This window comes from Williamsia sp. z34, assembly GCF_059553395.1.
The window spans coordinates 114248-137603 of record NZ_JCANWW010000007.1 but is presented as its reverse complement, the minus strand read 5'-3'; the positions used below and the strand labels follow the sequence as shown (position 1 = coordinate 137603).

Below are 23356 nucleotides of genomic sequence, written 5' to 3'. Positions count from 1 at the left end.
CGGTCCGCTTTGACCGATTTTGTTAGGTTAGTCTCACCTATTCCGTGGCAGTAATCCGCCCGCTATCACCGGCCGGCGGCCTCGATCCGGGCGGCAACCGCGTCGACGAACACCGTCGAGATGTCCGCCGGGGTCTTGGCGATATAGCTGGTGCCCCCAGTGGCGTCCGCGATCTTCTTCAGCGATGCCGCGTCGGCGTCCTCGGTGATGCCGATGGTCAGGATCAGCACCGGTCGAGCCGGGTCCTCGAGTCTTTTCAATTCGGCCAGGAGTTCATCGAGAGTGATGGAGTCATCGTCCTCGTTCTGTCCGTCGGTGAGCAGGATGACGCTGTTCGAGAAGTTCGGGTCATACGTGTCCTGCACCTCCTTGTACGCGGCCAGGGTCGTGTCGTAGAGACCCGTCGCGCCACCCACCCGGCCCGGGAACGTCAGGAGCTCGGCCTCCACACGTTCGCGGTGCGTCCGCCCGTCGTCGCCGACGGTGTCGAGGCGTTCGATCGGCACCAGCGGCAGCCAGTCCTGCCCCCGGCCGCCCATGTTGATGGAGAACAGCCAGGTACCCATCGCCGTGGTGTTGGGGAACAGTCTCAGTCCGTTCTGACTGGCTTCGACCAGCATCTGGGCCCGGGTCGAGTTGCCCGCGGGAGCCGCCATCGACCCGGAGGCGTCCTCGACCACCAGGGTGCGAATCGGCACACCGAGCACCGCCCACTGCCGCAACGCTTTCGCCTCACGCTCCGGGTCAGCAGATGTGAGAACGGTCACATCGCCAACGCCTCCCTCAGGCGACGGTGCGTCGACGCCGGTGCGGAATCCGGCGGCGGCCAGGGTCTTGGCGCCGTTTTCGGACGTGATCGCCTCGAGCAACTCGTGCCCGGCCTTGGCCGCCGTGTCCTTGCGGGCCGCCGACGCCGTGTTGAGCATCGGGAAATCGAGGACGACCGTGCCGTCGGACGGGACGGACGCCGACAGTGCGCTGGTGGGATCAGCGACCTGATATTCGATGAAATGCTGTTCACTGACCACGGTCGGGAAGTCGCCCACCCCGGCGAGCGCGAGCCGGTCTCCGTCGGCGTCTCCACCGACCCGCGTGTTGCCCTGCTGCAACGCGAGCAGGGTCATCGCGTCGGTGAACGCCTTGCGGTCGATGGCACCGGCCTGCTCGGCGGCCAGCGCGCCGATGATCGGGGCGTCACCGGTACTCGAGTCGATCGGATTGCCCAGCCGCAGCCCCGGCAACTTCATCACCTCGACCCAGTTCTGCAGGGGCGGAACGTCTTTTCCTGCCACCACAACCGGACTGGCAGCAACTGACGGGGCGATCACATCGTTGCCGACGCGGGCCTGATCGGTGACCGTGCGGGCCCGGGTCGTCGAATCGGCGATCCAGAGGTCCGGTGCCGCCTCGCCCTTGGTGAGCTGCCCGGCAACGTTGGCACCACTGACCGCCGTCACCGTGAAGTCGTAACAGGAGCCACCCGACGCGGTACCCGCGAGTGGCTTGATGGTGGCCGCCATCGAGGGATCCGCGATGACCGCGACCGACTCCCGCGAGTCGCAATCCGACGCTGATCCATCCCCGACCGTGCGCCACAGGATCACACCGGCGACGAGCAGCGCCACGATGACCAGCGCCCCCAATATCCACGCTGTTCCGTGCCCCCGGTCGCCATCTCGGTGTCCGCTGAATCCGAACTGGCCTTCAGCGTTACCGTCGACCCCATGCCGCCCCATCCGTTACCGCCCTTGTTTCGAGGTTCGCCGGATTCTATACACAGTCACCGCCAGGCGTTGCCAATCATTTGGGAACCGAAATCGGCAATGTGCCAGGGGTCTTCACTCAGGCGTACAGATCGTGAAATTTCTCCAGCGACGACTCGATCTCACTCTTGACAACCTTGGCCGTGATCTTGCCGACCGGACCGATCATGGCCAACCCGCCGAGCTCTATCTCGAAGGTCAGTTTCGAGCCTTGCGGTGCCGGGTCCACCGCGAGGATCAGCGTCACCTTGACGCCCCCCTTACCGGAGCCCTTCAGGCTGACGCGATGGGGCGGATCGAAGGCGTCGACTTTCCAGTCGAACCTGACCCGGGTACCCCGGGAGGCGATGACAGAGGACATCTTGAGGCCCTTGCCGATCTCATCCGGGCCAGGAAGCGGACTGCGCCAGGCTTCGTGGAGCGTCAACCATTCGTCGTAGCTCGACAGATCCAGCACCCGCTCCCAGGTCGCCTCCGGCGTCACACCTACCTCTATCGTGTCCTTCACCTTTGCCATGGCGCTGACGTTAGCGGTCCGGCGCCGGCTTCACCGCTCACGCCGGGCACGTGTCGGGTGCGGGTTGCCCGGCGAACCGATCGGCGATCCATGCGACGGCGTCATCGGTGACACCCAGATTGGTGTGCCCGCCCTCGGGCTTGCGAACGATCTCGATCACGTCGCCCTGCGCACAGGCGCGCTCCAGGGCGGCAGTTGTCCAGGCGGACAGGATGATCGAGTCCTTGTCCCCGTAGGCCACGAACAGTGGGCCGTCGGCCGGTTCGGCGGGCAGCGCATCGGAGCTCAGGATCCCCCGGAGCCGCGCGAGTGCCTCTTCGTCGGCGATCCTGGCGTCACCGGGCTCGATGTCCGTGGCGGCGGAGAACTTGTCCGCCATCGAGGTGGGGCCACACGAGGTGAATGCCTCGGCCCCGGCGGCCAGGCCGCCGCGCATGTAGTCGTCGGGATCGAGATCGGGGTGCACCTCACGCAGTCCCGCGACAAGGTTGGGGATGAAGATCTTCTGAGCGTCGGTGTAGGCCAGATCGAGGCCCGCATCGGTGATCGGAGACAGATCGGCGGCCGGTGCGAGCGCCGCCGAGCCGACGAAGTCGAGCCCCTGTCCGTAATCATCGGCGTGCTCGGCAGCCGCCCACGCGGCCTGTCCACCTTGAGATGCGCCCATTGCGGCCCAGGTGCGGGAGGCTTCGGGAACCACGTTGCGGGCTGCGCGCACCGCGTCGATCATGTTGTACGCCGCAGTGTTCGGTTCCAGATAGGGATGCGTTCGCGGGCTCTCGACACTGGTCCCGAGTCCCTGGTAGTCACTCGCGGCGACCACGTATCCGCGAGCCAGCAGACGCGCGACGTTGCCGTCCTCGCCGAGCAGGTCCGGATAATCGGACGGACCGCACTTCACGTCGGTTCCGGTGGTGCCGTGGCCGAGCGCGACGACCGGCCACCCACCGGGTGGCGGAACACCGGCCGGCACGGCGATCACCCCGGACACGTCGGTGCCGAAACCACCGGCATATCCGGCCGTCGAGCGGTAGACGACTCGCAGCATCCGGCCGGCGTCGGCCAGTACGCTGCTGCCCTGGAACGGTCGTTGCGTCAACACCGCGCCGCGGTCGGCCAGGGCCGGTGGTGGTGGCGGCGGGACTGTCGATGATTCAGACAAAGCCGGCGAAGACGGTGGATTCACACCATCGTCTCCGCCGCTCGAACAGGCCGTGAGGACCAGAACACCGGACATCAGCAGACCTCCGGCCCACCGGACCGCCGGTCTCCGGGCGCGTCTCAAGTTCTTCTATTCGCCGCGTCGTCTGCCCACCGTCAGGTCCGTCCTAGTGGGACTTCGGCTGGTCCGGATTCGAACCGCCATCCTGCGCGAACTTCTTCGCGGCGTCCGCGCCCTTCCGGACCTGGGCGGAGTACTTGCCCTTGGTCGCCTTGTTGACGGCGTCGGCACCCTGGTCGATGACCTTGGTGTTCTTGCTCAGCGTCTGCTTGCCCTTGTTGATCAGACCCTTGATATCCATGTTCGGTCTTACCTTTCTGCGGCGCCGGAGACGTTCTCGGCGGTATTTGTGTCATTTGATTTGAGTTTCAGCTTACTGGACCACGCTGCGAAGACGGGGTTCAGTCGCCACAGAACCTCCACCGCGACGATCCCGACGGCGGCCGTCACCAACCCGATGGTCGTCTTGCCCCAGTCGGTCGGGTCCAGTTTGAACATCTCCTGGGTGAACGGCAACGAGAAGATCAGCACGTACATGAGCACAGATACGGTCAGCAACACGATCTTCCACCAGTTGTAGGGCCGCGCAATCACCGCGAGGACCCACATCGAGACAGCGATCATCGTGATCAGGGCGGTGGTCGCGGCCTGCATCTGATCCGGCGGCAGTTCCACCGAATCCTTGGCACCGAGTTCGACCCCGGATCCACCCGGATAGACCAACGCGTAGGCCACGAAGGTACAGACCGCGACCACGATTCCCGACGGGACCGCCAGCCGGAGCACCCGGCCGACGAAGCCCGTCCGGGCCCGTTCGTTGTTGGGGGCCAGCGACAACACGAAGGCCGGCACACCGATGGTGAACCAGGCGGCGATCGTGACGTGGATGGGCTGGAACGGGTAGGACATCGGCGTGAAGCCGAAGACCTTGCCCAGCACCCCGGCGACCCCGATGGTGATGGCCAGCAACACCGCGTACACGGTCTTCGTCAAGAACAACGTGGAGACACGTTCGATGTTGCCGATGACCCGCCGGCCCTCACCGACCACATAAGGCAGTGTGGCGAACTTGTTGTCCAGCAGGACGATCTGCGCCACCGCGCGGCTGGCCGAGCTTCCTGCGCCCATCGCCACACCGATATCGGCGTCCTTGAGTGCCAGCACGTCGTTGACGCCGTCGCCGGTCATGGCGACCGTGTTTCCGCGAGACTGCAACGCGCCGACCATCGCCCGCTTCTGATCCGGCCGGACCCGGCCGAACGTGGTGTGCGAGCTTACGACGTCGGCGAGTTCGGCGGTATCGGTCGGTAGTTTGCGGGCGTCGACCGCGTCGTCGGGTGTTCCCAGACCCAGCGACCCGGCCACCGCACCCACCGAGATCGCGTTGTCCCCGGAGATGACCTTGACCGAGACGTTCTGCGACGCAAAGTAGTCCAAGGTCTCGCGGGCATCCGGCCGGACCCGCTGCTCGAGCGCGATCAGTGCGCGCGGGGTGACCTCACCGGGCGCGGACAGCTCGTCGGACGAGGCGGTGTCGACCGGCACATCGGTGGAGGCCAGCAACAACACCCGCAGGCCACCGGAACCCAGTTCGTCTGCCTGGGCCGCGATTTCACCCTCGGCCGGCAGCAACATGTCCGGCGCACCGAGCAGCCAGTTGCCACGAGGTTCACCCGAAGCGCTGTCGGAGAAGGAGATCCCACTCCACTTCTTCGCCGAGCTGAACGGGGCGACGCTGCCGGGTGTCCAGGCCGGGGCGTCACCGAAAGCCTCGGCCATGGCCTGGACACTCGCGTTCGGACGCGGGTCGTGCGCCGCCAGCGCGGCCAGGGCCCGTCCCAGTTCGGCCCGGTCCCCCTGTACCGGAACCAGTTCCGACAACCGCATCCCGTTCTCGGTCAGTGTGCCGGTCTTGTCCGCGCAGACCACATTGACCCGGGCCAGTCCCTCGATGGCGGGCAGTTCGTTGACCAGGCACTGTCGCTTGCCGAGCCGGACCACACCGACCGCGAAGGCGATCGAGGTCATCAGTACCAGGCCTTCGGGCACCATCGGGACCAGTGCCGCAACCATTCCGAGCAGGCTCGCCTTGATGCCGTTGTCGCTGATGAACAACTGGTTGACAATGGTCAGCACACCCGCCGGGATGAGCAGATAAGTGATGATCTTCAGGATCTTGTCGATGCCGTTGCGCAGTTCGGAGTTGACCAGCGTGAACTTGCTGGCCTCTTCGGCCAATTGCGCGGCATAGGCATCGCGGCCGACCTTCGTCGCGCGGTACGCACCGGAGCCGGCGACCACGAAGCTGCCCGACATGATCGGATCGCCGACGGCTTTGTCCACCGCATCGGCTTCACCGGTCAGCAACGACTCGTCGATGTCGAGGGACGCCGATTCGACGGTCTCGCCGTCGACCACGATCTGGTCGCCGGGACCGAGTTCGATGATGTCGTCGATCACCACCTCGCCCGGATCGATCTCGGTGGCAACACCATCGCGACGGACCATCGGCCGGGTCTGGCCGACGATCGCCAGCGCGTCGAGCGTCTTCTTCGCGCGAACCTCCTGGATGATGCCGATGCCGCTGTTGGCGATGATCAGCAAACCGAAGGCGCCGTTGATGATCGAACCGGTGCTCATCACGATGATGAACAGCACACCGAGGATCGCGTTGATCCGGGTGAAGATGTTCGCGCGGACGATGTCTGCCACGCTTCGGCCCGACCGGTCCGGCTGGACATTGACCTGTCCCGCGGCCACCCGGTCGGCGACCTGCGCGGCGTTCAGTCCTGAGGCCAGATGTTTCTCGTTGATCGCGGTCATGCCGCGGCCTCCCACCAATCCTGGGTCTGAAAACCGTGTCCACTGCGTGAGGGGACATCAAAACGGGCGCCGGGCATCGGGGTGATCACCGGAATGTGCAATTCCTGCGCCGCCGGGAGCAGTCGCTGCACCGGATCAGCCCACTCGTGCAACGCGAGATTGAATGTGGCCCAATGGATGGGCAGCAACAGCGACTCGGACAGGTTGGTGCGATTGAGCATTCGGTGCACGTCCGCCGCTTCCTCCGGGTTGAGATGGATGTCGGGCCAGAGCCGGTCGTAGGCACCGATCGCGATCAGCGACAGCCCGAAGGGACCATGGTCGGCGCCGACCTGCTCGAAGGAATCGCTGATGCCGGTGTCACCCGAGAAGAAGAAACTGTTCCGTGGCCCGGTCACCGCCCAACTGGCCCACTGCGTGGTGTTGCGCTGCAGCCCCCGGCCGGAGAAATGCCGGGCGGAGCAACAGTTGAAGGAGAGGGCGCCGATGGTGACCGACTCGCCCCAATCGGCCTCGCGGATCCGGAAGGCGTCGATGCCCCAGTACTGCAGGTGTGCACCGACTCCGATCGGCACCACGAACACCGCCTCCGGATGGGTTCGGGCGAGTGTGCGGACCGTGGCGGTGTCGAGATGGTCGTAGTGGTCGTGGCTGATCAGGACGACGTCGATGGCGGGCAATTCCTCGAGCGTGTGCGGCACGGGGTGCAACCGGGCAGGTCCCACCACGCTCGACGGTGAGCAGCGCTTGCTCCACACCGGATCGGTGAGGATGCGATATCCGTCGAGCTCCACGAGGACCGAGGCATGACCGAACCAGGTGGCGGCGAGGTCGGCGACCTCGGCGGGCAACGGCGAGGCATCGAACTCCAGGCGGGCGCGCGGTTTTCCGACATCACCGCGGCGGAGCATTGCCAGTGCTGCTGCTTTGTCACCGTCGACGGGCCGCGGTGGTTCGAGGTTGGCAAACGTGCCGCCGGTTTGATGCCGGGAGCCACTGATATGCGGGAGCACAAGATCTTTCGACGCCCCCATTGCCCGGTACACCTCCGTCCCGGCTGTGACGCCGGCGGCCGCGACCGCCGCGCCGGCTGTTGCCGCACCGGCCAAGAGCCTGGGACCGGTCATCGGATTCGGTAGGCGCACCACCCTGGACACACTACCGGCCACGTGTCCCAATTCATCGATCCACCAGCATGGCGTCGATCAAGAGTCGGCACGGTGGAATATTTCGGCGTATACCTGACTTGTATAGATACTAGTCAGCCAAGGAGAAGATCATGCCCCAGATCGTTGATGCAGTAATCGTCGGTGCGGTACGAACTCCGATCGGAAAGGGCAAGCCGGGTCGCGTCGTCGACGGTGTGACCGTCGGCGCCGGTGGACTCCACGACGTTCACCCGGTCGACATGCTCGCCCACAGCCTGCGGGCACTCGTCGAACAGACCGGCATCGACCCGGCGTTGATCGACGATGTCATCGCCGGTGCGGTCACCCAGGCCGATGAACAGGGCCAGAACATCAGCCGCAAGGCCGCACTGGCCGCCGGCTTCCCGGAATCGGTCCCGGGCACCACCATCAACCGGCAGTGCGGTTCGAGTCAGCAGGCGATCTCGTTTGCCGCTCAGGCCGTCATGTCGGGTGTGCAGGACGTGGTGGTCGCGGCCGGTGTCGAATCGATGAGCCGAGTGCCGATGGCGTCCGATGTCCGGCCCGGCGTCGACGCGTCCGGCGTGGGATTCTCGCAGCGGTACTCGGACGGACTGATCTCCCAGGGACTGGCCGCCGAGCTGATCGCGGCCGACTGGGGCTTTTCCCGGACCGAACTCGACGAGTTCGCGTTGTCGAGCCACGACAAGGCGGTGGCGGCGACCAAGGCGGGAAAGTTCGATCGCGAGATCGCGCCGCTGGCCGGGTTGCGCACCGATGAGATGATCCGCCCGGGCGGCACCGTCGAGCAGTTGGCCACCCTCAAGCCTGCGTTCTATCAGCCGGCGATGCTCGAGCGCTTCCCGCAGATCGAATGGCAGATCACCGCGGCCAACTCGAGCCCGCTCTCCGACGGCAGCGCCGCGGTGCTGATCATGAGCGCCGCCAAGGCCGCAGAACTCGGCCTCACCCCGTTGGCCCGACTGCACAGCTTCTCGGTGGTCGGCTCCGATCCGCTCTACATGCTCACCGGCGTCATCCCGGCAACGGAAAAGGTGCTCTCCGCAGCCGGCCTGACCATCTCCGACATCGACCTGTTCGAGGTCAACGAGGCGTTCTCCCCCGTCGTCCTGGCCTGGGCCAAGGACACCGGCGCCGACCTGTCCAAGACCAACGTCAACGGCGGCGCGATCGCCCTCGGCCATCCCCTCGGCGCGAGCGGTGCCCGCATCATGACGACCATGGTCAATGCCCTACAGCAGTCCGGCGGCCGTTACGCCCTGCAGACCATGTGTGAAGCCGGCGGGATGGCCAACGCCACCATCATCGAACGCCTCTGACCCTCACCGCACCCCACCCCGCCCACCCCCACCGCAAACGAGCCGGTAATACGAAGACGAGCCACAAATTTGTGGCTCGTCTTCGTAAAGGTGGCTCGTTTGCGGCGGGGTGGGTCAACCGAATCCGGCCCGCCGCAGGCCATTTCGTAGGATCCCGTGCAACCGTTCCGGGTGAATCAGGTCATCCCAGCCCCAGCGTGAGACCACAAACCCGAGTTCGTTGAGGCGTTCTTCGCGACGCTTCTCGCGGTACACCGCATCCGCAGTCGTCTCGCCGGGACGAAGATGACGGATGTACTTTCCTTTGCCGTCGAACTCGCCGAGCAGGTGGTCTCTGATCCGAAAATCGGTGCGCGCCACCTGTTCACCGTCGGAATCGTAGATCTCCGGCTGCAGCTGCGGCACCGGGACGTCGGACATGGCGTACATCCGGGCTCGCGACAGCGACTCGCCGACGCTTTCCGAAGCACCGTCGGCCAGCGATACCGCCCGTCTGGCGTTGCCCACACCCTTGCGTCGGCCTGCCCGCGCAAGCACCATCTCCAATTCTGCGCGGGACGCACCCATCCGAAGGGCCGCGTCGCACACACAGAGCGCCTGTTCGAAACTGCCCAACCGGCTGATGTCGACAGCCGTACGCGCAAGCGTGGTCACCAGCAGTCCAGGCAGGCTGATGACCTCGTCCGGTTCCCACGGCGTCGCATGGATCCGGCACGCCCGCGCGCGTCCGTGCCCGCCCTCGGCCCGATTGACGGTGAAATGGACCCGGTCGAGATCGCCGTCGAACGTCGGCATGCCCAGTAGCGCCGCCGCCGACCAGTGACTGACCGCTTTGGTATCCCCACCTGCATCAACCGCTCCGAGAACCTTGAAGCGGTATCTACGCTCACGCTCTTCCCGACTCACCACCTCACCCGGCGGACAACTCGGCAGATAAAGCCCCCGATAGACCCGCTCGAGTGTCCCCGCCTTGACGGCCGCGTGCAGCGAGTGGTCGTTGTGGCCGGCCGAAAGCGCCGTACGACGCAAGACCAGGCCATCTGCATTCAGTTCGTGTTCCCCCATCCTTCCGATGTTGACCCATCACCCCCTGGACCCGGTCCCGCGGCGACGAGATTGTGGACAATTTCCCGGGGTGTGCACAACCCCTGCCCGCCCCAAACGAGCCGGTAATACGAAGACGAGCCACAAATTTGTGGCTCGTCTTCGTAGAGGCGGCTCGTTTGGGGAGGGTAGGGCCACTAGGCTGAGGTGGTGGTAGAAGATCTGGTCCTGGCGGTCGACCTCGGCGGTACGAAAGTGGAGGCAGCACTGGTCGACCCGGACGGAAATGTCTTATCCGAGAGCCGAAGTCGAGCCCTCACGGGCCCGCATTCCTCTCCCGCCGACCTTGCCACAGCAGTCTTGGATGTGGTCGATCACGCACTCGCGAACGTGCCGGGCTCCGCCGACGTGGTCGGCGTCGGAATCGCGGCGGCCGGACCGGTCGACGAAGCCGCCGGGACACTCTCCCCCATCAACATTCCACAGTGGCGCAACTATCCCCTACGAGATCTGGTCGCCGACCGTGTACGAGAGCCCTTGGGCGACATACCCATCCACTTCCATCGCGACGGCGTGGCGATCGTCCTGGCGGCCCAGTGGATCGGCAATGCGGCGGGAGAAGAGAACCTCTTGGGCATGGTCGTCTCCACCGGAATCGGCGGCGGTTTCATCGTCGACGGACGAGTGCTGGCCGGTAACAGCGGACACATCGGCCAGATCCAATTGTCCGGTTTCACCGGTGAACTCAGTATCGGCAGCCGCACCACCCTCGAGTCCGTGGCTTCCGGACCACACACCGTCGCCTGGGCCAACACCCAAGGCTGGACGGGACGGACCGGCGAAGACCTGGCGCGGGCGTATCGCAACGGCGACGACATCGCCGGCCAGGCCATCGCCCGGGCGTCCGAGGCGTTGGGTCAGGCGATATGCAGTGCCGCAGCATTGGTCGAAATCGATGTGGTGGCCATCGGTGGCGGATTCGCGCAGGTCACACCCGACCTGATCACCATGATCCGCCGGATCGTCGAACGGCATCCGTTGCGGTACATTTCGCGGGTCCAGGTCATCGATGCGGGCCTGCCCGACACCGCACCGCTGGTGGGTGCCGCCGCACTGGTCTACCGCCGCGCCCATGTCGGACTCCCCGTCTGACTGCCGTCCATTCGCAGACGAGCCACATATACGAAGACGAGCCACATATTTGTGGCTCGTCTTCGTATATGTGGCTCGTTTGCGATTACGTGGCGAGCGACCGGCTGATCACCAGACGCTGGATCTGGTTGGTGCCCTCGAAGATCTGGGTGATCTTGGCTTCTCGCATCAGACGTTCGACGCGGAAATCCTTGGTGTAGCCGTAGCCGCCGAACACCTGGACCGCATCGGTGGTCACCTTCATCGCCGCATCGGTGGCGATCAGCTTGGCCACCGAGGCATTGCGCGAATACGGCACACCGGCATCGCGACGACGTGCGGCGTCGATGTACGTCGCGCGCGCCGAGTCCACCGCGGCGGCCATGTCGGCGAGCAGGAAGCCCAGGCCCTGGTGGTCGATGATCTTCTTGCCGAACGTCTGCCGCTCCTGCGCATAGGCGACGGCCTCGTCCAACGCGGCCTGCGCGATACCGACAGCAACCGCCGCGATGCCGAGCCGACCCGAATCCAGTGCACTGAAGGCGATCTGGAGACCCTGGCCTTCGGCGCCGATGCGGCGGTCCTCGGGGACAAACGCGTTGTCATAGCTCGCCGACGTGGTCGGAACCGCGGTCAGGCCCATCTTCTCTTCCGGTTTCCCGAAGCTCAGACCCTCGGTGTCATCGGGGACGAGGAAGCACGAAATGCCCTTCGACCCGTCGCCGGTGCGGGCGAACAGGTTGTAGAAGTCGGCGACGCCACCGTGGGTGATCCACGCCTTCGATCCGTTGATCTTGTACCCGCCGTCGGTGGCGGTGGCCTTGCAGGCCAGGGCCGCGGCATCGGAGCCGGCCTGCGGTTCCGAGAGGCTGTAGGCGCCGATCTTCTCGCCGCCGAGCATCTCGGGCAGCCAGCGCTGTTTCTGCTCGTCGGTGCCGAATGCCATCAGCGGATGGCACGAGAGGCTGTGCACACTCACCGCGACCGCCACCGCCGCCCAGCGCGCCGCGAGCTCTTCGAGCACCTGCAGGTAGACCTCGTACGGCTGACCACCACCGCCCCACTCCTCGGGGTACGGCAGGCTCAGCAGCCCGGTCTGGCCCAGCACCTTGAACGCCTCGGCCGGGTACTTCTCGGCCTTCTCGTATTCGTCGACGATGGGTTTGAGCGTCTTGTCCGCGACGTCGCTCGCCAGCTGGACCAGGTCGCGGGCTTCTTCGGTGGGCAGCAGCCGGTTGACGGGCATCGCGCACGCCTTTCGATCGTCGGAACAGGCAATCGGTCAGGCCCGACGACAGTACTGCGCCGCGCCCTTCAGTACCGAAGACAGTACTCCACGCCCTCGCGCAGTACCATCAGCCCATGGTTCCGACCGTTTCCCCGGCCCACGCGACCGCTCGCCGCGCGCAGCTGTTCGACGAACTGGTGGCACTGTTCCTCCGTGAGGGTTTCGCCCACCTGACCCTGGACCAGATCGCGGCGCGCCTGCACTGCTCCAAGTCGACGCTGTACACACTCGCCGGCAGCAAAGATGAGTTGGTCCGCGAAGTGACGGTGCATTTCTTCCGGGCCGCGACCACCGAAGTCGAGGCGGCAGTGGCCGGCGCCACCGGGACGACCGAACGGTTGACCGCGTACCTGACCGCGGTCGGGGTCGCACTGCAGCCCGCCGATGAACAGTTCATGGAAGACCTGGCCGGCTTCCCACCGGCCCGCGACATCTACGAGCGCAACACCCGGGCCGCAGCGGATCGCGTCCATGAGCTGATCAACGACGGTGTTGCCGCCGGTGACGTCCGCGATGTCCACGCGGCATTTGTCGCCGACGTGGCATCGTCGGTCATGGTCCGGATCCAACAGCGCACGATCAAAAGCACTCTCGGGCTCGATGATTCACAGGCCTATCTCGAACTCGCCCAGCTGTTGACCACCGGCATCAGCGCGCGGTAGCCAACCCGGGCGCATGATGGGCGGTGTCATGGCGCGCAATCGTCAAGGCGCCCACGATGATTCCGAAAACGACCCCGAGCGCGGTGTCCGCCACCCGGTCCAGGGCAACGTCGGAGGTCAACCCGGCACCGAGGGCGGTGAGAAGCAAGGCCATCGGGGTGACGGCCATCGAACACAGTCCGTAGTTCACCGCGACCAGAATCTCGGCGGCGGTCTGCAGCAGGACGATGAGCACCACCGCACCCCAATATCCCAGGGGCAGGGCCAGCAGCGCGGCTGCGATCATGGCGCCGACGACATTTCCGATCAGTCGCTGCACTCCCCGATGGACGGTGTGGTGAAAGTTCAGGCCCTGCAACGTCGCCATCGCGCCCATCGCGGCCCACATCGGATGCGACAGACCGACACCGGCGGCAACACCGGCCGCGAGACCGCAGGCGATGGCGATGCGCGCCGCGGACACCAGCAGATCCCGATCGCCGACGCGGCGCAGGTCGGCCCGCAGGGTCCCCCGCGATCCGCCTGCATTTCCGATGCCCCGGGCCCACTCGAACAACCATGGCGCCAACGAGGCACCGATCCCGACGATCGCACCGAGTACCGCGGCGACCGTTGCCGTCACGACGTCGCCCACAGAGGACGCAAAGGTCACCGCACCCGCCGCGGCGAACAGCATCACGACCGGCCCCGGGCCGACCACGCGAGCGGCCCCCAGGATCAACACCGCGACAGCGGACGCCACCGACAGCCCGACGATCTGAATCGGCACCGGTGCGCCGGTCGCGCCCAGAATGCCACCCAACACCACGAACCCAGCCAATGTCCCGGCCGTGACCACCAGTTTCGGCAGACGGATGCGGTACGCATCAGCGCGGCAGAAAGCCGAGGTCAACGCACCGAGCGCGGCGAATCCGGCAACATCGGTACGGCCGATGAGGCCCCCGACGACCAGGACCACAGCGATCGCCAGACCCACCCGGATGGGCACCCACACCGCCGCATTGGTGCGGTTGAGCGTGAGCGCCGCATCACGCCAGGTCCGCGGGGTCACCGAATGCGCCAACGCCTGTCGCCTGCGCATGACGTGGTCGGAGAGAGTGTCTGTTGTCGCCACCCGATGTAATTTACACCTATTTTACTGATGAAGTAAATCTTGAACATGCCTTACGATGACACCGTGAGCCCCGACCCGAACCCGCCCGACGTCGTCGAACGCGTGAGCCAGGAATGGGCGCGCGCCTATCCCGACCTCGATACCCAGCCCATCGAGGTGGTCGCCCGCGTCAATCGCATCGCCACCGTGCTCGCACACCAACTCGACCTCGACCTGGAATCGCACTCGATCACCCGCTCGGAGTTCGACGTACTGGGTGCACTCGCCCGGTCGGACCGCCCCCTCCGCGCCAGCGAGGTCGTGTCGACGACCATGCTCAGCGGGGCTTCCATCACCAAACTCAGCGAACGCCTGCGCGACCTGGGTTTGTTGCAGCGCAAGAAGTCCGAACGGGACGGCCGGGTTGTCCTGCTCGAATTGACCGATGCCGGACGCGAACTCGTCGACATCCAGTTCCCTCGGCGCCTGGCCCGCGACACCGCGATGCTGGGAAGCCTGAGTCCGGATGAGCGGTCGACACTGATCACGTTGTTACGCAAGATCTCCCGGACCCTCGACAGCCGCTAGGCGGGATCCTGCGTTTCCAGATTCTTCGACGCCCACGCGCCGAGTTCATCGAGTATGGGCAGCAGGGCTTCACCCGACGGGGTCAGACGGTAGGACACCGACACCGGCGGGCCGGGCTCGACCTGCCGCTCGATCACACCCGCGTCCGCCAATTCGACCAGCCGCGAGGACAACATCGAGTCGCTGATCCCGCCGATCGCGGTCCGTAGTTCAGCGAAGCCTGCCGGGCCGTGCATCAAAGTGCCCAGCAGGACCCCGTTCCATCGTTTACCGAGCAGGGTGAATGCCGAACGCAGCGCGCCGTCACAGGCACGTGGCTCGTGCGTGACTTCGACTTCCCTGGGCATCGGCTCAGCATACCGTTTGCCACAGCCGCTCAAAGATGCTTCTATTTTAGAAGTCCCTCTAGATCCAGGAGCGTTAGCCATGCCAGACACAATCCACACCCTCGACGCCGACGCGCGCGCACTCCTCTTCCGCAACGCCCGCACGGCCAACACCTTCAGCTCTGAGCCGGTGAGCGACGAGGTACTCAAAGAGGTCTGGGATCTCGCCAAGTGGCCGCCCACCGCCGCAAACACCCAGCCGCTGCGCGTGCTCTATGTCCGCAGCGACGAAGCCAAGGCGCGCCTGCTGCCCCATGTTGCCGAAGGCAACGTCGAGAAGGTCCGCAGCGCACCGGTGACCGCTGTGCTCGCGATGGATTCGGCGTTCCACGAACACATCCCGACGGTGCTGCCTTTCCGGCCCGAGATGAAGGACATGCTCGACGCCAACGAGGACGCCCGCAACTCGATGGGCACGTTCGGCAGCACCTTGCAGGCCGGATACTTCATCCTCGCCGTGCGCTCCGTGGGCCTGACCGCCGGCCCGATGGCCGGATTCGATTCTGCCGGTGTCGATTCGGAGTTCTTCGGCGACGGCCGCTGGAAGTCGACGCTCCTGGTGAACATCGGCCATCCGGGCAAAGATGCCTGGTTCGATCGACTCCCCCGTCTCGACGAGGCCGAGGTGCTGCGCTTCGCCTGAACTTCGCCCGACAGACTCGGTCTAACCGAGGTGGTCGAGGAGACGGTCGAGAAACGGGCGCTGGCCCTTCAGCAGTTTGTCCCCGGCCGTCTCGAGATCACACCACGCCACCCGGTCGATCTCGGGATAGGTCTGCATCCGGCCCGACCCGCGTGGCCATTCCATCTCAAAGGTGTTGCTGACGGCGTCGGTGATGTCGAGGTCCGCCTCGATCGCGAAGGCGGTCACCAGCTTTCCACTCGGTTGCTTGATCTCCCCGAGTTCGATGACCTCTCCGTCGGGAACGGTGAGACCGACTTCCTCGACGAATTCCCGGTAGGCCGCAGCCAGCGGCTCCTCACCGTCGTCGTACAGCCCTTTGGGTATGGACCAGGCGCCGGAATCCTTACGCGCCCACAACGGTCCGCCCGGATGCGCGATCAACACCTCGACGTCGACGCCCGCCTCCGCCTCGGAACGACGGAACAGCAGGATCCCCGCACTTCGTTTCGGCATCGGTGCCTCCGGCCTTCCCAGTCCGCGGACCACTGTGCCCGCCAGGACCACACTAGTCCTGGCGGGCACAGTCACCGCCGGTAGGGAAACCTCTGCGCTACTCGACGAACGAGTCGGCCACGGTCAGCGCCGCGTCAAGGATCTCGAGGCCTTCGGCGACCTCATCAGCGGTGACCGTGCACGGCGGCACCATATGTATCCGGTTGAAGTTGGCAAAGGGCAGCAGGCCACCCTTCTTGCAGGTGGCCAACACCTCGGTCATCGCCGGGCTCGAACCCCCGTAGGGCGCCAGTGGCTCCCGCGTCGCCGGATTCTTGACCAGTTCCACGGCCCAGAAGACGCCGACACCCCGGACCTCCCCGACGCTGGGATGCTGGGCGGCGAGCTTCTCCAAACCAGGTCCCAGGACGTCGGATCCGATCGTCGCGGCATTCTCCACGATGCGCTCGTCGGTCATCGCGTTGATCGTCGCGACCGCGGCCGCGGTGGCCAGCGGATGACCGGAATAGGTCAGGCCGCCGGGGTACGGCCGATCTGCGAAGGTCTGGGCGATCTCGTTGCTGATGGCCACGCCACCGAGCGGGACGTATCCCGAGTTGACCCCCTTGGCGAAGGTGATCAGGTCAGGGATGACCTCGGAATGGTTGATGGAGAACCACTTTCCGGTCCGGCCGAATCCGGCCATCACCTCGTCGGCGATCATCACTATCCCGAAGCGGTCGCACAGCTCACGCACTCCGGCGAGGTAACCGGCGGGCGGCACCATGATGCCCGCGGTCCCCGGAACCGGCTCCAGCACAACAGCTGCGATCGTCTGCGGCCCCTCCATCGAGATCACCGACTCGAGATGTTCGAGCGCACGCTCACATTCCTGCTGCTCGTTCTCTGCGTGAAACTCGCTGCGGTACAGGAACGGCCCGAAGAAGTGGACCACCCCCGCCGACCCGTAGTCGTTGGGCCAGCGCCGCGGGTCACCGGTCATGTTGATCGCGGTATCGGTACCCCCGTGATAGGAACGGTAGCGGGTGAGTACCTTGCGCCGGCCGGTGTGCAGTCGCGCCATCCGCACGGCATGTTCCACCGCGTCGGCGCCGCCGTTGGTGAAGAACACCTTGTCGAGGTCACCGGGGGTCCGCTCGGCGATCAGGCGCGCAGCCTCCGAACGCGCCTCGTTGACGTGTGCGGGCGCGACGGTGCAGAGCTTGTTCGCCTGTTCGGCAATCGCCGCAACGACTTTGGGGTGCTGATGACCGATGTTGGTGTTGACCATCTGCGACGAGAAATCGATCAGGCGGTTGCCCTCACCGTCCCAGACATACGACCCCGACGCACCCAGGATGGTCATCGGATTCAGCTGCGCCTGCGCCGACCAGGAGTGGAACACATGCGCCCGGTCCAGCTCGTACGCGGTACGGCCGGCCGTCTTGGCCGCTTCCAGCTCGGCGGCGTCGGCAAACGGCGAATCGCCGCCGAAGCCTGTGTTGTCATCTGCCATCAGAGGGCACCTTCCACCATGCGACCGACGGTCTCGGTCAGAACGTCCACGCCGGCCGTGAGGTCGGCGTCGTGAGTGTATTCATTCTCCGCGTGAGAGACACCGTCGACGCTGGGTATGAACAGCATCACCGTCGGGACCAGGTCTTTCATGTTCGTCGAGTCATGTCCGGCCCGGGTCCGCACCTGCATGTGGCTGTGCCCGAGCGCGTCGATGACATTCTCGGCCAGCGCCACCCCCTCGGGCTGGTAGGTATGTCCCTTCCAGGTGTGGGCGAACCGCCGCTCGATCTCGACGTCGGCCGCGACCTCGATCTCCGCGAACGCCCGGTTGAGCTTCACGTCGGCCTCGGCGAGCAATTCATCGGACGGCGACCGCAGATCCAGATGCATGTGGACCTCACGGGCCACCACCACCGGCGAGTTCGGATACACCGTCAGCTGCCCGCAGGACGTATGCAGATCCTCACCGTATTCGTCGGCCAACTCGCGCAGCGCGACAACAGCTTTCGCGGCTCCGTAGAGCGCGTCCTGCCGGTCGGCGATGGCCGTGGCACCGGTGTGCGCCTGCGACCCGATGACCGAGATCTCGTACTTGTTGGCACCCCAGGTCGACGGCACCACACCCATCAGGACACCGGCCTTGTCGAGTTCGCGGCCCTGCTCGATGTGGATCTCGGCATACGAGGCGACCTGCAGGCCGCCGGGTGTGTGATGCTGACCGGTGGTGAAGACGTCCTTGTCCCCCAGCATGTCCAGTTCACCGAGCGCGTCGGCGACCGAGGCGCCGGCGACGTCGGTGGTGGCGAGCGCTTCGGACAGGTCGAGCTTGCCGGTGAACACACCGCTGCCCTGCATCGACGGCTTGAAGCGTGATCCCTCTTCGTTGAACCAGTTCACGACGGCCAGGTTGTACACGGCTTCATCGGGATGGTCGAGGTAGTACTGCCGGAGCCGGTCCATCGCGTGCGCCGCGGCCAGGACACCGTAGGCACCGTCGTAGCGACCGCCACGCGGCTGGCTGTCCAGGTGGGATCCGGACAGCACGTACGGTGCGCCGGGCACCAGTTCGTACAGTCCGAACATGTTGCCGATCCGGTCGTACGCCACCGTGAAACCACGCTCGGCCAGCCACCCGGCCAGCCATCGGCGATTGGCACCGTCGGCTTCGGTGGCGGCCTGGCGCTCGACCCCGCCCGCCGCGGTCGCACCGAAGGTCGACATGGTGGTGAAGTCGTCGATGAAGGCGCTGTCCGTGGCCGGGTCGGCGGCGACTCGAACTGCGCTGCCCCGTGCTGATTCTGAAGAACTCATCGAAGATCCTTTCGTCCGGGGTGGTTACGAGCGGGCGGCGAGCGTCGGCGCCATGGCCGGGATGACCTTCTCCCCGTACGCTTCCAGGGTCTGGTCTTTGCCGTCGTGCTGCAGGTAGATCGAGAACTGGTCGACGCCGAGGTCGCGTAGCTCCTCGAGCCGGGCAATGTGCTGTTCCGGCGTGCCCAGCAGGCAGAACCGATCGACGATGTCGTCGGGCACGAAGTCGGCGTGGCTGTTGCCGACCCGGCCGTGCTCGTTGTAGTCGTAGCCCTGCCGGTTCTTGATGTAGTCGGTCAGCGCGGCCGGCACCTCGGAACCATCGCCGTATTTCTCCACCAGATCCGCGACGTGGTTGCCCACCATCCCGCCGAACCACCGGCACTGATCACGTTGGTGCACAACGTCATCGCCGACATAGGCGGGGGCCGCGACCACGATCTTCACCTCATCGGGGTCACGTCCGGCAGCTTCGGCGGCGGCCTTGACCCGCTTCACCGTCCACTCGACGATCGCCGGATCCGCCAGTTGCAGGATGAAACCGTCGGCGACCTCACCGATCAGGTCGAGCGCCTTGGGTCCGTATCCGGCACCGTAGACGTCCAGCCGGGAACGAGCCGCCCACGGGAACCGGATGTCGGTGTCGTTGATGGTGACGTTGCGGCCATTGCCCAATTCCTTGATGACATTGATGCTCTCGCGCAGGGTCGCCAGCGTGGACGGTTTGCCGGAGAGCACGCGGACCGCCGAGTCACCACGGCCGATGCCGCAGACGGTCCGGTTGCCGAACATCGAGTTCAGCGTTGCGAACGTCGAGGCCGTGACGGTGGCGTCCCGGGTCAGCGGATTCGTCACCATCGGCCCGACGATCACGTTGCGCGTCGCCGCCAGGATCTGGCTGTAGATCACGTTCGGCTCTTGCCACAGCACATGCGAGTCGAACGTCCACACGTACGTGAAGCCCCGGTTCTCGGCCGCGACGGCGAGTTCGACCACTCGCGATGCGGGCGGATTGCATTGCATGACAACACCGAAGTCCATGTCGTGCTCCTTCTCGATTGTATTTCGTCGTATCGTCCTGGCGGCGGCTCTAGATGAGGTTCTGTGAGAGTTCGCGCCGCACAAACCGTCCGTCGGTCTTCTTTCCGAGATACTCACCGGCGTCGACGATCACGGAGCCGCGCGAGAGCACTGTCTGCACCGCACCGTCGATCTCGTACCCCTCCCACGCCGAGTAGTCCATGTTCATGTGATGGCTTTTGCCCAGACCGATGCTGGTGTGCCCGGCCGGATCGTAGATGACGACGTCGGCATCGGCGCCCGGTGAGATGACACCCTTGCGCGGGTACATGCCGAACATGCGGGCCGGGGTGGTGCAGCAGACCTCGACCCATTTCTCGAGGCTGATCCGCCCGTCCACCACGCCCTGATACATCAGGTCCATCCGGTGCTCGACGCCACCGATCCCATTGGGGATCTTGGAGAAGTCGGCGATACCGAGTTCTTTCTGATCGACCATGCAGAACGGGCAGTGGTCGGTGGCGACCCCGGCGACGTCGCCGGTCCGGATGAACTTCCACAACTCGTCCTGATGTCCCTCGGCCCGCGACCGCAGCGGTGTCGAACAGACCCACTTCGCACCCTCGAATCCCGGTGCGCCGAGCTGTTCTTCGAGTGAGAGGTACAGATATTGCGGGCACGTCTCGGCGAACACGTTCGCGCCCCGGCCACGCGCGGTGGCGATCTGTTCGAGTGCCTGCCGCGCCGACACGTGCACCACGTACAGCGGCGCCCCGGTGACATCGGCCAGCATGATCGCCCGGTGCGTGGCCTCCTCTTCGAGCTGCCACGGCCGCGAGACCCCGTGGTAGTACGGCGATGTCTCACCGCGCTTGAGGTGCTGCGAGACCAGTTCGTCGATGGCGATGCCGTTCTCCGCGTGCATCATCATCAGCGCGCCGGTGTCGGCGGCGCGTTGCATCGCCCGCAGGATCTGACCGTCGTTGGAGTAGTAGACACCGGGATAGGCCATGAACAGTTTGAAACTGGTGACACCTTCGTTGATCAATTCGCCCATCGCGGAGATGGATTGGTCGTTCACGTCCCCGATGATCTGGTGGAAGCCGTAGTCGATGGCGCTGCGACCGCCGGCCTTCTGGTGCCACAACGCCAGGGTGTCCTGCAGTTGTTCACCCGGGGTCTGGATGGCGAAGTCGACAATCGTGGTCGTCCCGCCGAATGCCGCCGCGCGCGTGCCGGTTTCGAAGGTGTCCGAGGCCTCGGTCCCACCGAACGGCATCTGCATGTGGGTGTGGGCATCGACCCCACCGGGGATCACATACTTGCCGGTGGCGTCGATCACCGTGTCGACGTTGGCTGCGAGGTCGGTGCCGAACGTCGCGGCGCCCGGCTCGATGAGCGCGACAATGGTCTCACCGTCGATCAGCACATCGATGAGCTGCCGGCCGGTGGCCGAAACCACCGTGCCACCATGGATGAGGGTTGTTTCCATCAGCTTCCCTGCTTTCCTGCGAGTTCTTCGTCCGGATCCTTGTCCGGCCCACTGACCACGTTGCCGGAGCCGACGGCGGTCGGGTCGACCGGCTCGGTGGTCTCTGTCGTGGAATCTACCTCCACGGTGCCGCGCCAGGTGCCGATCACGCGCATCACGTGATAGACCACCACCGCGGAGATCGCACCGAGCGCGATACCGCCGAAGCTGAGATCGCCGATGGTCCAAGCGAAGTCGGCGATACCGACAACCAAGGCGATGGCCGCGGTGAACTGGTTGATGGGCTGGGAGAAATCGACCTTGTTGGTCACCCAGATGTGCACACCGAGGATTCCGACCAGGCCGTAGAGGGCGACGGTGACGCCACCGAGGACGCCCGGCGGGATGGAGGCGATGACCGCACCGACCTTGGGCGAGAGGCCGAGCAGGATGGCGGCCGCACCGGCAACCCAGTAGGCAGCGGTCGAGTAGACCTTGGTCGCTGCCATGACACCGATGTTCTCGGCGTAGGTGGTGGTGGCCGAACCGCCACCACTGCCGGCGAGCACCGTGGCCAGACCGTCTGCGGCCAGGGCCTTTCCGATCCGATGATCGTTGTTGATGCCGGTCATGGTGTTGATGGATTTGACGTGGCCGATGTTCTCGACGACCAGGACCAGGACCACCGGGATGAACATCGGCAGAACCGACAGGTGGAAGGTCGGGGCGGTGAAATCGGGCAGCCCGACCCAGTCGGCGGCACCGATGGGATCGGTGTCGACCTCGCCCCGTGCCAGTGCGATGAAGTAGCCGATCACCACGCTCAGGAAGATCGCCAATCGGCCGAGCAGTCCACGAAAGAGCACCAGCGACAACACCAGCATCGCCAGCACGATGAATGCGGTGACGGGCTCGGTCTCGAAGTTGCTCTTGGCCACGGGCGCCAGGTTGAAGCCCACCAGGGCGACGATCGACCCGGTGACCACCGGGGGCATCAGCTTTTCGATCCAGCCGATCCCGACGAAATGCACGACGACGCCGATGATCGTCAGCAACGCACCGACCACCACGATGCCACCGAGCGCGCCGGACGGGCCGTGCGATGTGGAGGCGGCGATGGTGGGCGCGATCACCGCAAAGCTCGATCCCAGGTAGCTGGGCAGGCGGTTACGCGTGATGAGCAGGAACAGGATCGTGCCGATGCCGGAGAACAGCAGCGTGGTGGCCGGCGGGAACCCGGTGAGGACCGGGACCAGGAACGTGGCGCCGAACATGGCGACCACGTGTTGCAGGCCGATGCCCACGGTCCGTGGCCAACTCAGCCGTTCATGCGGTGCGACAACGGAGTCACCGGTCTTGACCTGCCACTCGAATAGGGACATGTGGTGGTTCCTTTCAGCGCACGGGCGTGCGTGAGGAGAGGTGATGGGAGGGGGTTCGACTCCGCTGTCGAGGCAATGCGTCCGTGATCAAGTGCCGAGCTCGGTTGCTCAGCTGTGGGATTCGAGTTCGAGGTGATTGAGGCGGAAGGCGTTGCCCTCGGGGTCGAGGAGCACCGACTGCCAGGCGCCGTAGTAGGTGCGGGACGGTTCCTTGACGCAGGTCGCTCCGGCCGCGACAGCCGCAGCGGTGAGTCGATCGACCTGGGCGTCGTCGGCCATCTCGAAGGTCAGGAAGCTGCTGACGCCGGCGTTCGGTGGCTCGGGGGCAACCAGATTGAGCATGTCGTAGGCGGTGTGCGCACTGAATCCGAGGATGGTGTCACCGATGTTGAGGCCGCGGAAGTGGTCTGACCGGAGCTCCATCACCTCATCGAGACCGAGGAGCTGTTGGTAGAACTCGGCCAGGCCCACAAAATCCTCGGCCATCACACTGGCGAAAGACAGACCAACTGTCATAGGACTACTCACTTCT

At 65.4% G+C, this 23356-nt stretch carries 22 protein-coding genes; 5 read left to right on the top strand and 17 right to left on the bottom strand.

The features are described 5' to 3' along the window. Positions 1-65 precede the first annotated feature (65 nt). From AC51GT_RS18365 to AC51GT_RS18340, 6 genes are all read right to left on the bottom strand, one after another. The gene (locus AC51GT_RS18365; protein WP_496329707.1) at positions 66-1736 is read right to left on the bottom strand and encodes a substrate-binding domain-containing protein; all 1671 of its coding nucleotides are present in this window, start codon (positions 1734-1736) and stop codon (positions 66-68) included. 106 nt (positions 1737-1842) lie between these two features. Further along, on the bottom strand, positions 1843-2280 hold the full coding sequence (locus AC51GT_RS18360) for a type II toxin-antitoxin system Rv0910 family toxin (protein ID WP_496329706.1): 438 nt from the start codon (positions 2278-2280) through the stop codon (positions 1843-1845). A gap of 37 nt (positions 2281-2317) precedes the next feature. Continuing rightward, positions 2318-3517, bottom strand: coding sequence for a lipase family protein (locus AC51GT_RS18355; RefSeq protein WP_496329705.1), 1200 nt, complete (start codon positions 3515-3517; stop codon positions 2318-2320). Between the two features lie 91 nt (positions 3518-3608). Beyond that, a complete protein-coding gene (locus AC51GT_RS18350) occupies positions 3609-3803 on the bottom strand; it encodes an antitoxin (protein WP_496327085.1) in 195 nt (64 codons plus the stop codon). A gap of 8 nt (positions 3804-3811) precedes the next feature. Further along, the gene (locus AC51GT_RS18345; protein ID WP_496329704.1) at positions 3812-6325 is read right to left on the bottom strand and encodes an HAD-IC family P-type ATPase; all 2514 of its coding nucleotides are present in this window, start codon (positions 6323-6325) and stop codon (positions 3812-3814) included. Continuing rightward, on the bottom strand, positions 6322-7452 hold the full coding sequence (locus AC51GT_RS18340; RefSeq protein WP_496327107.1) for an MBL fold metallo-hydrolase: 1131 nt from the start codon (positions 7450-7452) through the stop codon (positions 6322-6324). Before AC51GT_RS18340 ends, AC51GT_RS18345 begins: the two co-directional genes overlap by 4 nt. A gap of 152 nt (positions 7453-7604) precedes the next feature. On the opposite strand from AC51GT_RS18340, the gene AC51GT_RS18335 reads away from it, so the two are divergent. Then, positions 7605-8813, top strand: a complete 1209-nt coding sequence (locus AC51GT_RS18335; protein WP_496329703.1) for a thiolase family protein — start codon at positions 7605-7607, stop codon at positions 8811-8813. Between the two features lie 114 nt (positions 8814-8927). Here AC51GT_RS18335 and AC51GT_RS18330 read toward each other — a convergent pair whose 3' ends face one another. Continuing rightward, positions 8928-9878, bottom strand: coding sequence for a hypothetical protein (locus tag AC51GT_RS18330; RefSeq protein ID WP_496329702.1), 951 nt, complete (start codon positions 9876-9878; stop codon positions 8928-8930). A 189-nt stretch (positions 9879-10067) separates the two neighbouring features. Here AC51GT_RS18330 and AC51GT_RS18325 point away from each other — a divergent pair, with 189 nt between their 5' ends. Beyond that, positions 10068-11009, top strand: a complete 942-nt coding sequence (locus AC51GT_RS18325) for an ROK family protein (protein WP_496329701.1) — start codon at positions 10068-10070, stop codon at positions 11007-11009. A gap of 85 nt (positions 11010-11094) precedes the next feature. Here the strand turns inward: AC51GT_RS18325 and AC51GT_RS18320 are convergent, their stop codons facing one another. Further along, the gene (locus AC51GT_RS18320; RefSeq protein WP_496329700.1) at positions 11095-12234 is read right to left on the bottom strand and encodes an acyl-CoA dehydrogenase family protein; all 1140 of its coding nucleotides are present in this window, start codon (positions 12232-12234) and stop codon (positions 11095-11097) included. A gap of 116 nt (positions 12235-12350) precedes the next feature. Here AC51GT_RS18320 and AC51GT_RS18315 point away from each other — a divergent pair, with 116 nt between their 5' ends. Next, on the top strand, positions 12351-12938 hold the full coding sequence (locus AC51GT_RS18315) for a TetR/AcrR family transcriptional regulator (RefSeq protein ID WP_496327079.1): 588 nt from the start codon (positions 12351-12353) through the stop codon (positions 12936-12938). On the opposite strand, the gene AC51GT_RS18310 is transcribed toward AC51GT_RS18315, so the two are convergent. After that, entirely contained in the window at positions 12925-14052 is a 1128-nt protein-coding gene (locus tag AC51GT_RS18310) for an FUSC family protein (RefSeq protein WP_496329699.1), read from the bottom strand. The genes AC51GT_RS18315 and AC51GT_RS18310 overlap by 14 nt on opposite strands. A 45-nt stretch (positions 14053-14097) precedes the next feature. Between AC51GT_RS18310 and AC51GT_RS18305 the strand changes: the two genes are divergently transcribed. Then, on the top strand, positions 14098-14619 hold the full coding sequence (locus AC51GT_RS18305; RefSeq protein ID WP_496327077.1) for a MarR family winged helix-turn-helix transcriptional regulator: 522 nt from the start codon (positions 14098-14100) through the stop codon (positions 14617-14619). Here AC51GT_RS18305 and AC51GT_RS18300 read toward each other — a convergent pair. Beyond that, entirely contained in the window at positions 14616-14966 is a 351-nt protein-coding gene (locus AC51GT_RS18300) for a winged helix-turn-helix transcriptional regulator (RefSeq protein WP_496329698.1), read from the bottom strand. The two genes, AC51GT_RS18305 and AC51GT_RS18300, sit on opposite strands and share 4 nt — an antisense overlap. Positions 14967-15045: 79 nt before the next feature. Between AC51GT_RS18300 and AC51GT_RS18295 the strand changes: the two genes are divergently transcribed. Continuing rightward, positions 15046-15648, top strand: coding sequence for a malonic semialdehyde reductase (locus AC51GT_RS18295; RefSeq protein WP_496327075.1), 603 nt, complete (start codon positions 15046-15048; stop codon positions 15646-15648). A 21-nt stretch (positions 15649-15669) separates the two neighbouring features. Here the strand turns inward: AC51GT_RS18295 and AC51GT_RS18290 are convergent, their stop codons facing one another. The 7 genes from AC51GT_RS18290 to AC51GT_RS18260 all read right to left on the bottom strand — a co-directional run bounded on the left by AC51GT_RS18290 (position 15670) and on the right by AC51GT_RS18260 (position 23340). Continuing rightward, positions 15670-16143: an NUDIX hydrolase gene (locus AC51GT_RS18290; protein ID WP_496329697.1), complete on the bottom strand. Its 474-nt coding sequence runs from the start codon at positions 16141-16143 to the stop codon at positions 15670-15672. A 97-nt stretch (positions 16144-16240) separates the two neighbouring features. After that, positions 16241-17638 (bottom strand): aspartate aminotransferase family protein, encoded by a 1398-nt coding sequence (locus tag AC51GT_RS18285; RefSeq protein WP_496329696.1) that lies wholly within the window; start codon positions 17636-17638, stop codon positions 16241-16243. Further along, positions 17638-18951 (bottom strand): M20 family metallo-hydrolase, encoded by a 1314-nt coding sequence (locus AC51GT_RS18280; RefSeq protein ID WP_496329695.1) that lies wholly within the window; start codon positions 18949-18951, stop codon positions 17638-17640. Before AC51GT_RS18280 ends, AC51GT_RS18285 begins: the two co-directional genes overlap by 1 nt. Positions 18952-18975: 24 nt before the next feature. Beyond that, positions 18976-19992, bottom strand: a complete 1017-nt coding sequence (locus AC51GT_RS18275; protein ID WP_496329694.1) for a TIGR03842 family LLM class F420-dependent oxidoreductase — start codon at positions 19990-19992, stop codon at positions 18976-18978. A 49-nt stretch (positions 19993-20041) separates the two neighbouring features. Then, entirely contained in the window at positions 20042-21463 is a 1422-nt protein-coding gene (gene hydA, locus AC51GT_RS18270; protein WP_496329693.1) for a dihydropyrimidinase, read from the bottom strand. Continuing rightward, positions 21463-22824 (bottom strand): uracil-xanthine permease family protein, encoded by a 1362-nt coding sequence (locus AC51GT_RS18265; protein ID WP_496327069.1) that lies wholly within the window; start codon positions 22822-22824, stop codon positions 21463-21465. Before AC51GT_RS18265 ends, hydA begins: the two co-directional genes overlap by 1 nt. 108 nt (positions 22825-22932) lie before the next feature. Continuing rightward, entirely contained in the window at positions 22933-23340 is a 408-nt protein-coding gene (locus AC51GT_RS18260) for a VOC family protein (RefSeq protein ID WP_496329692.1), read from the bottom strand. Positions 23341-23356: the final 16 nt, after the last annotated feature.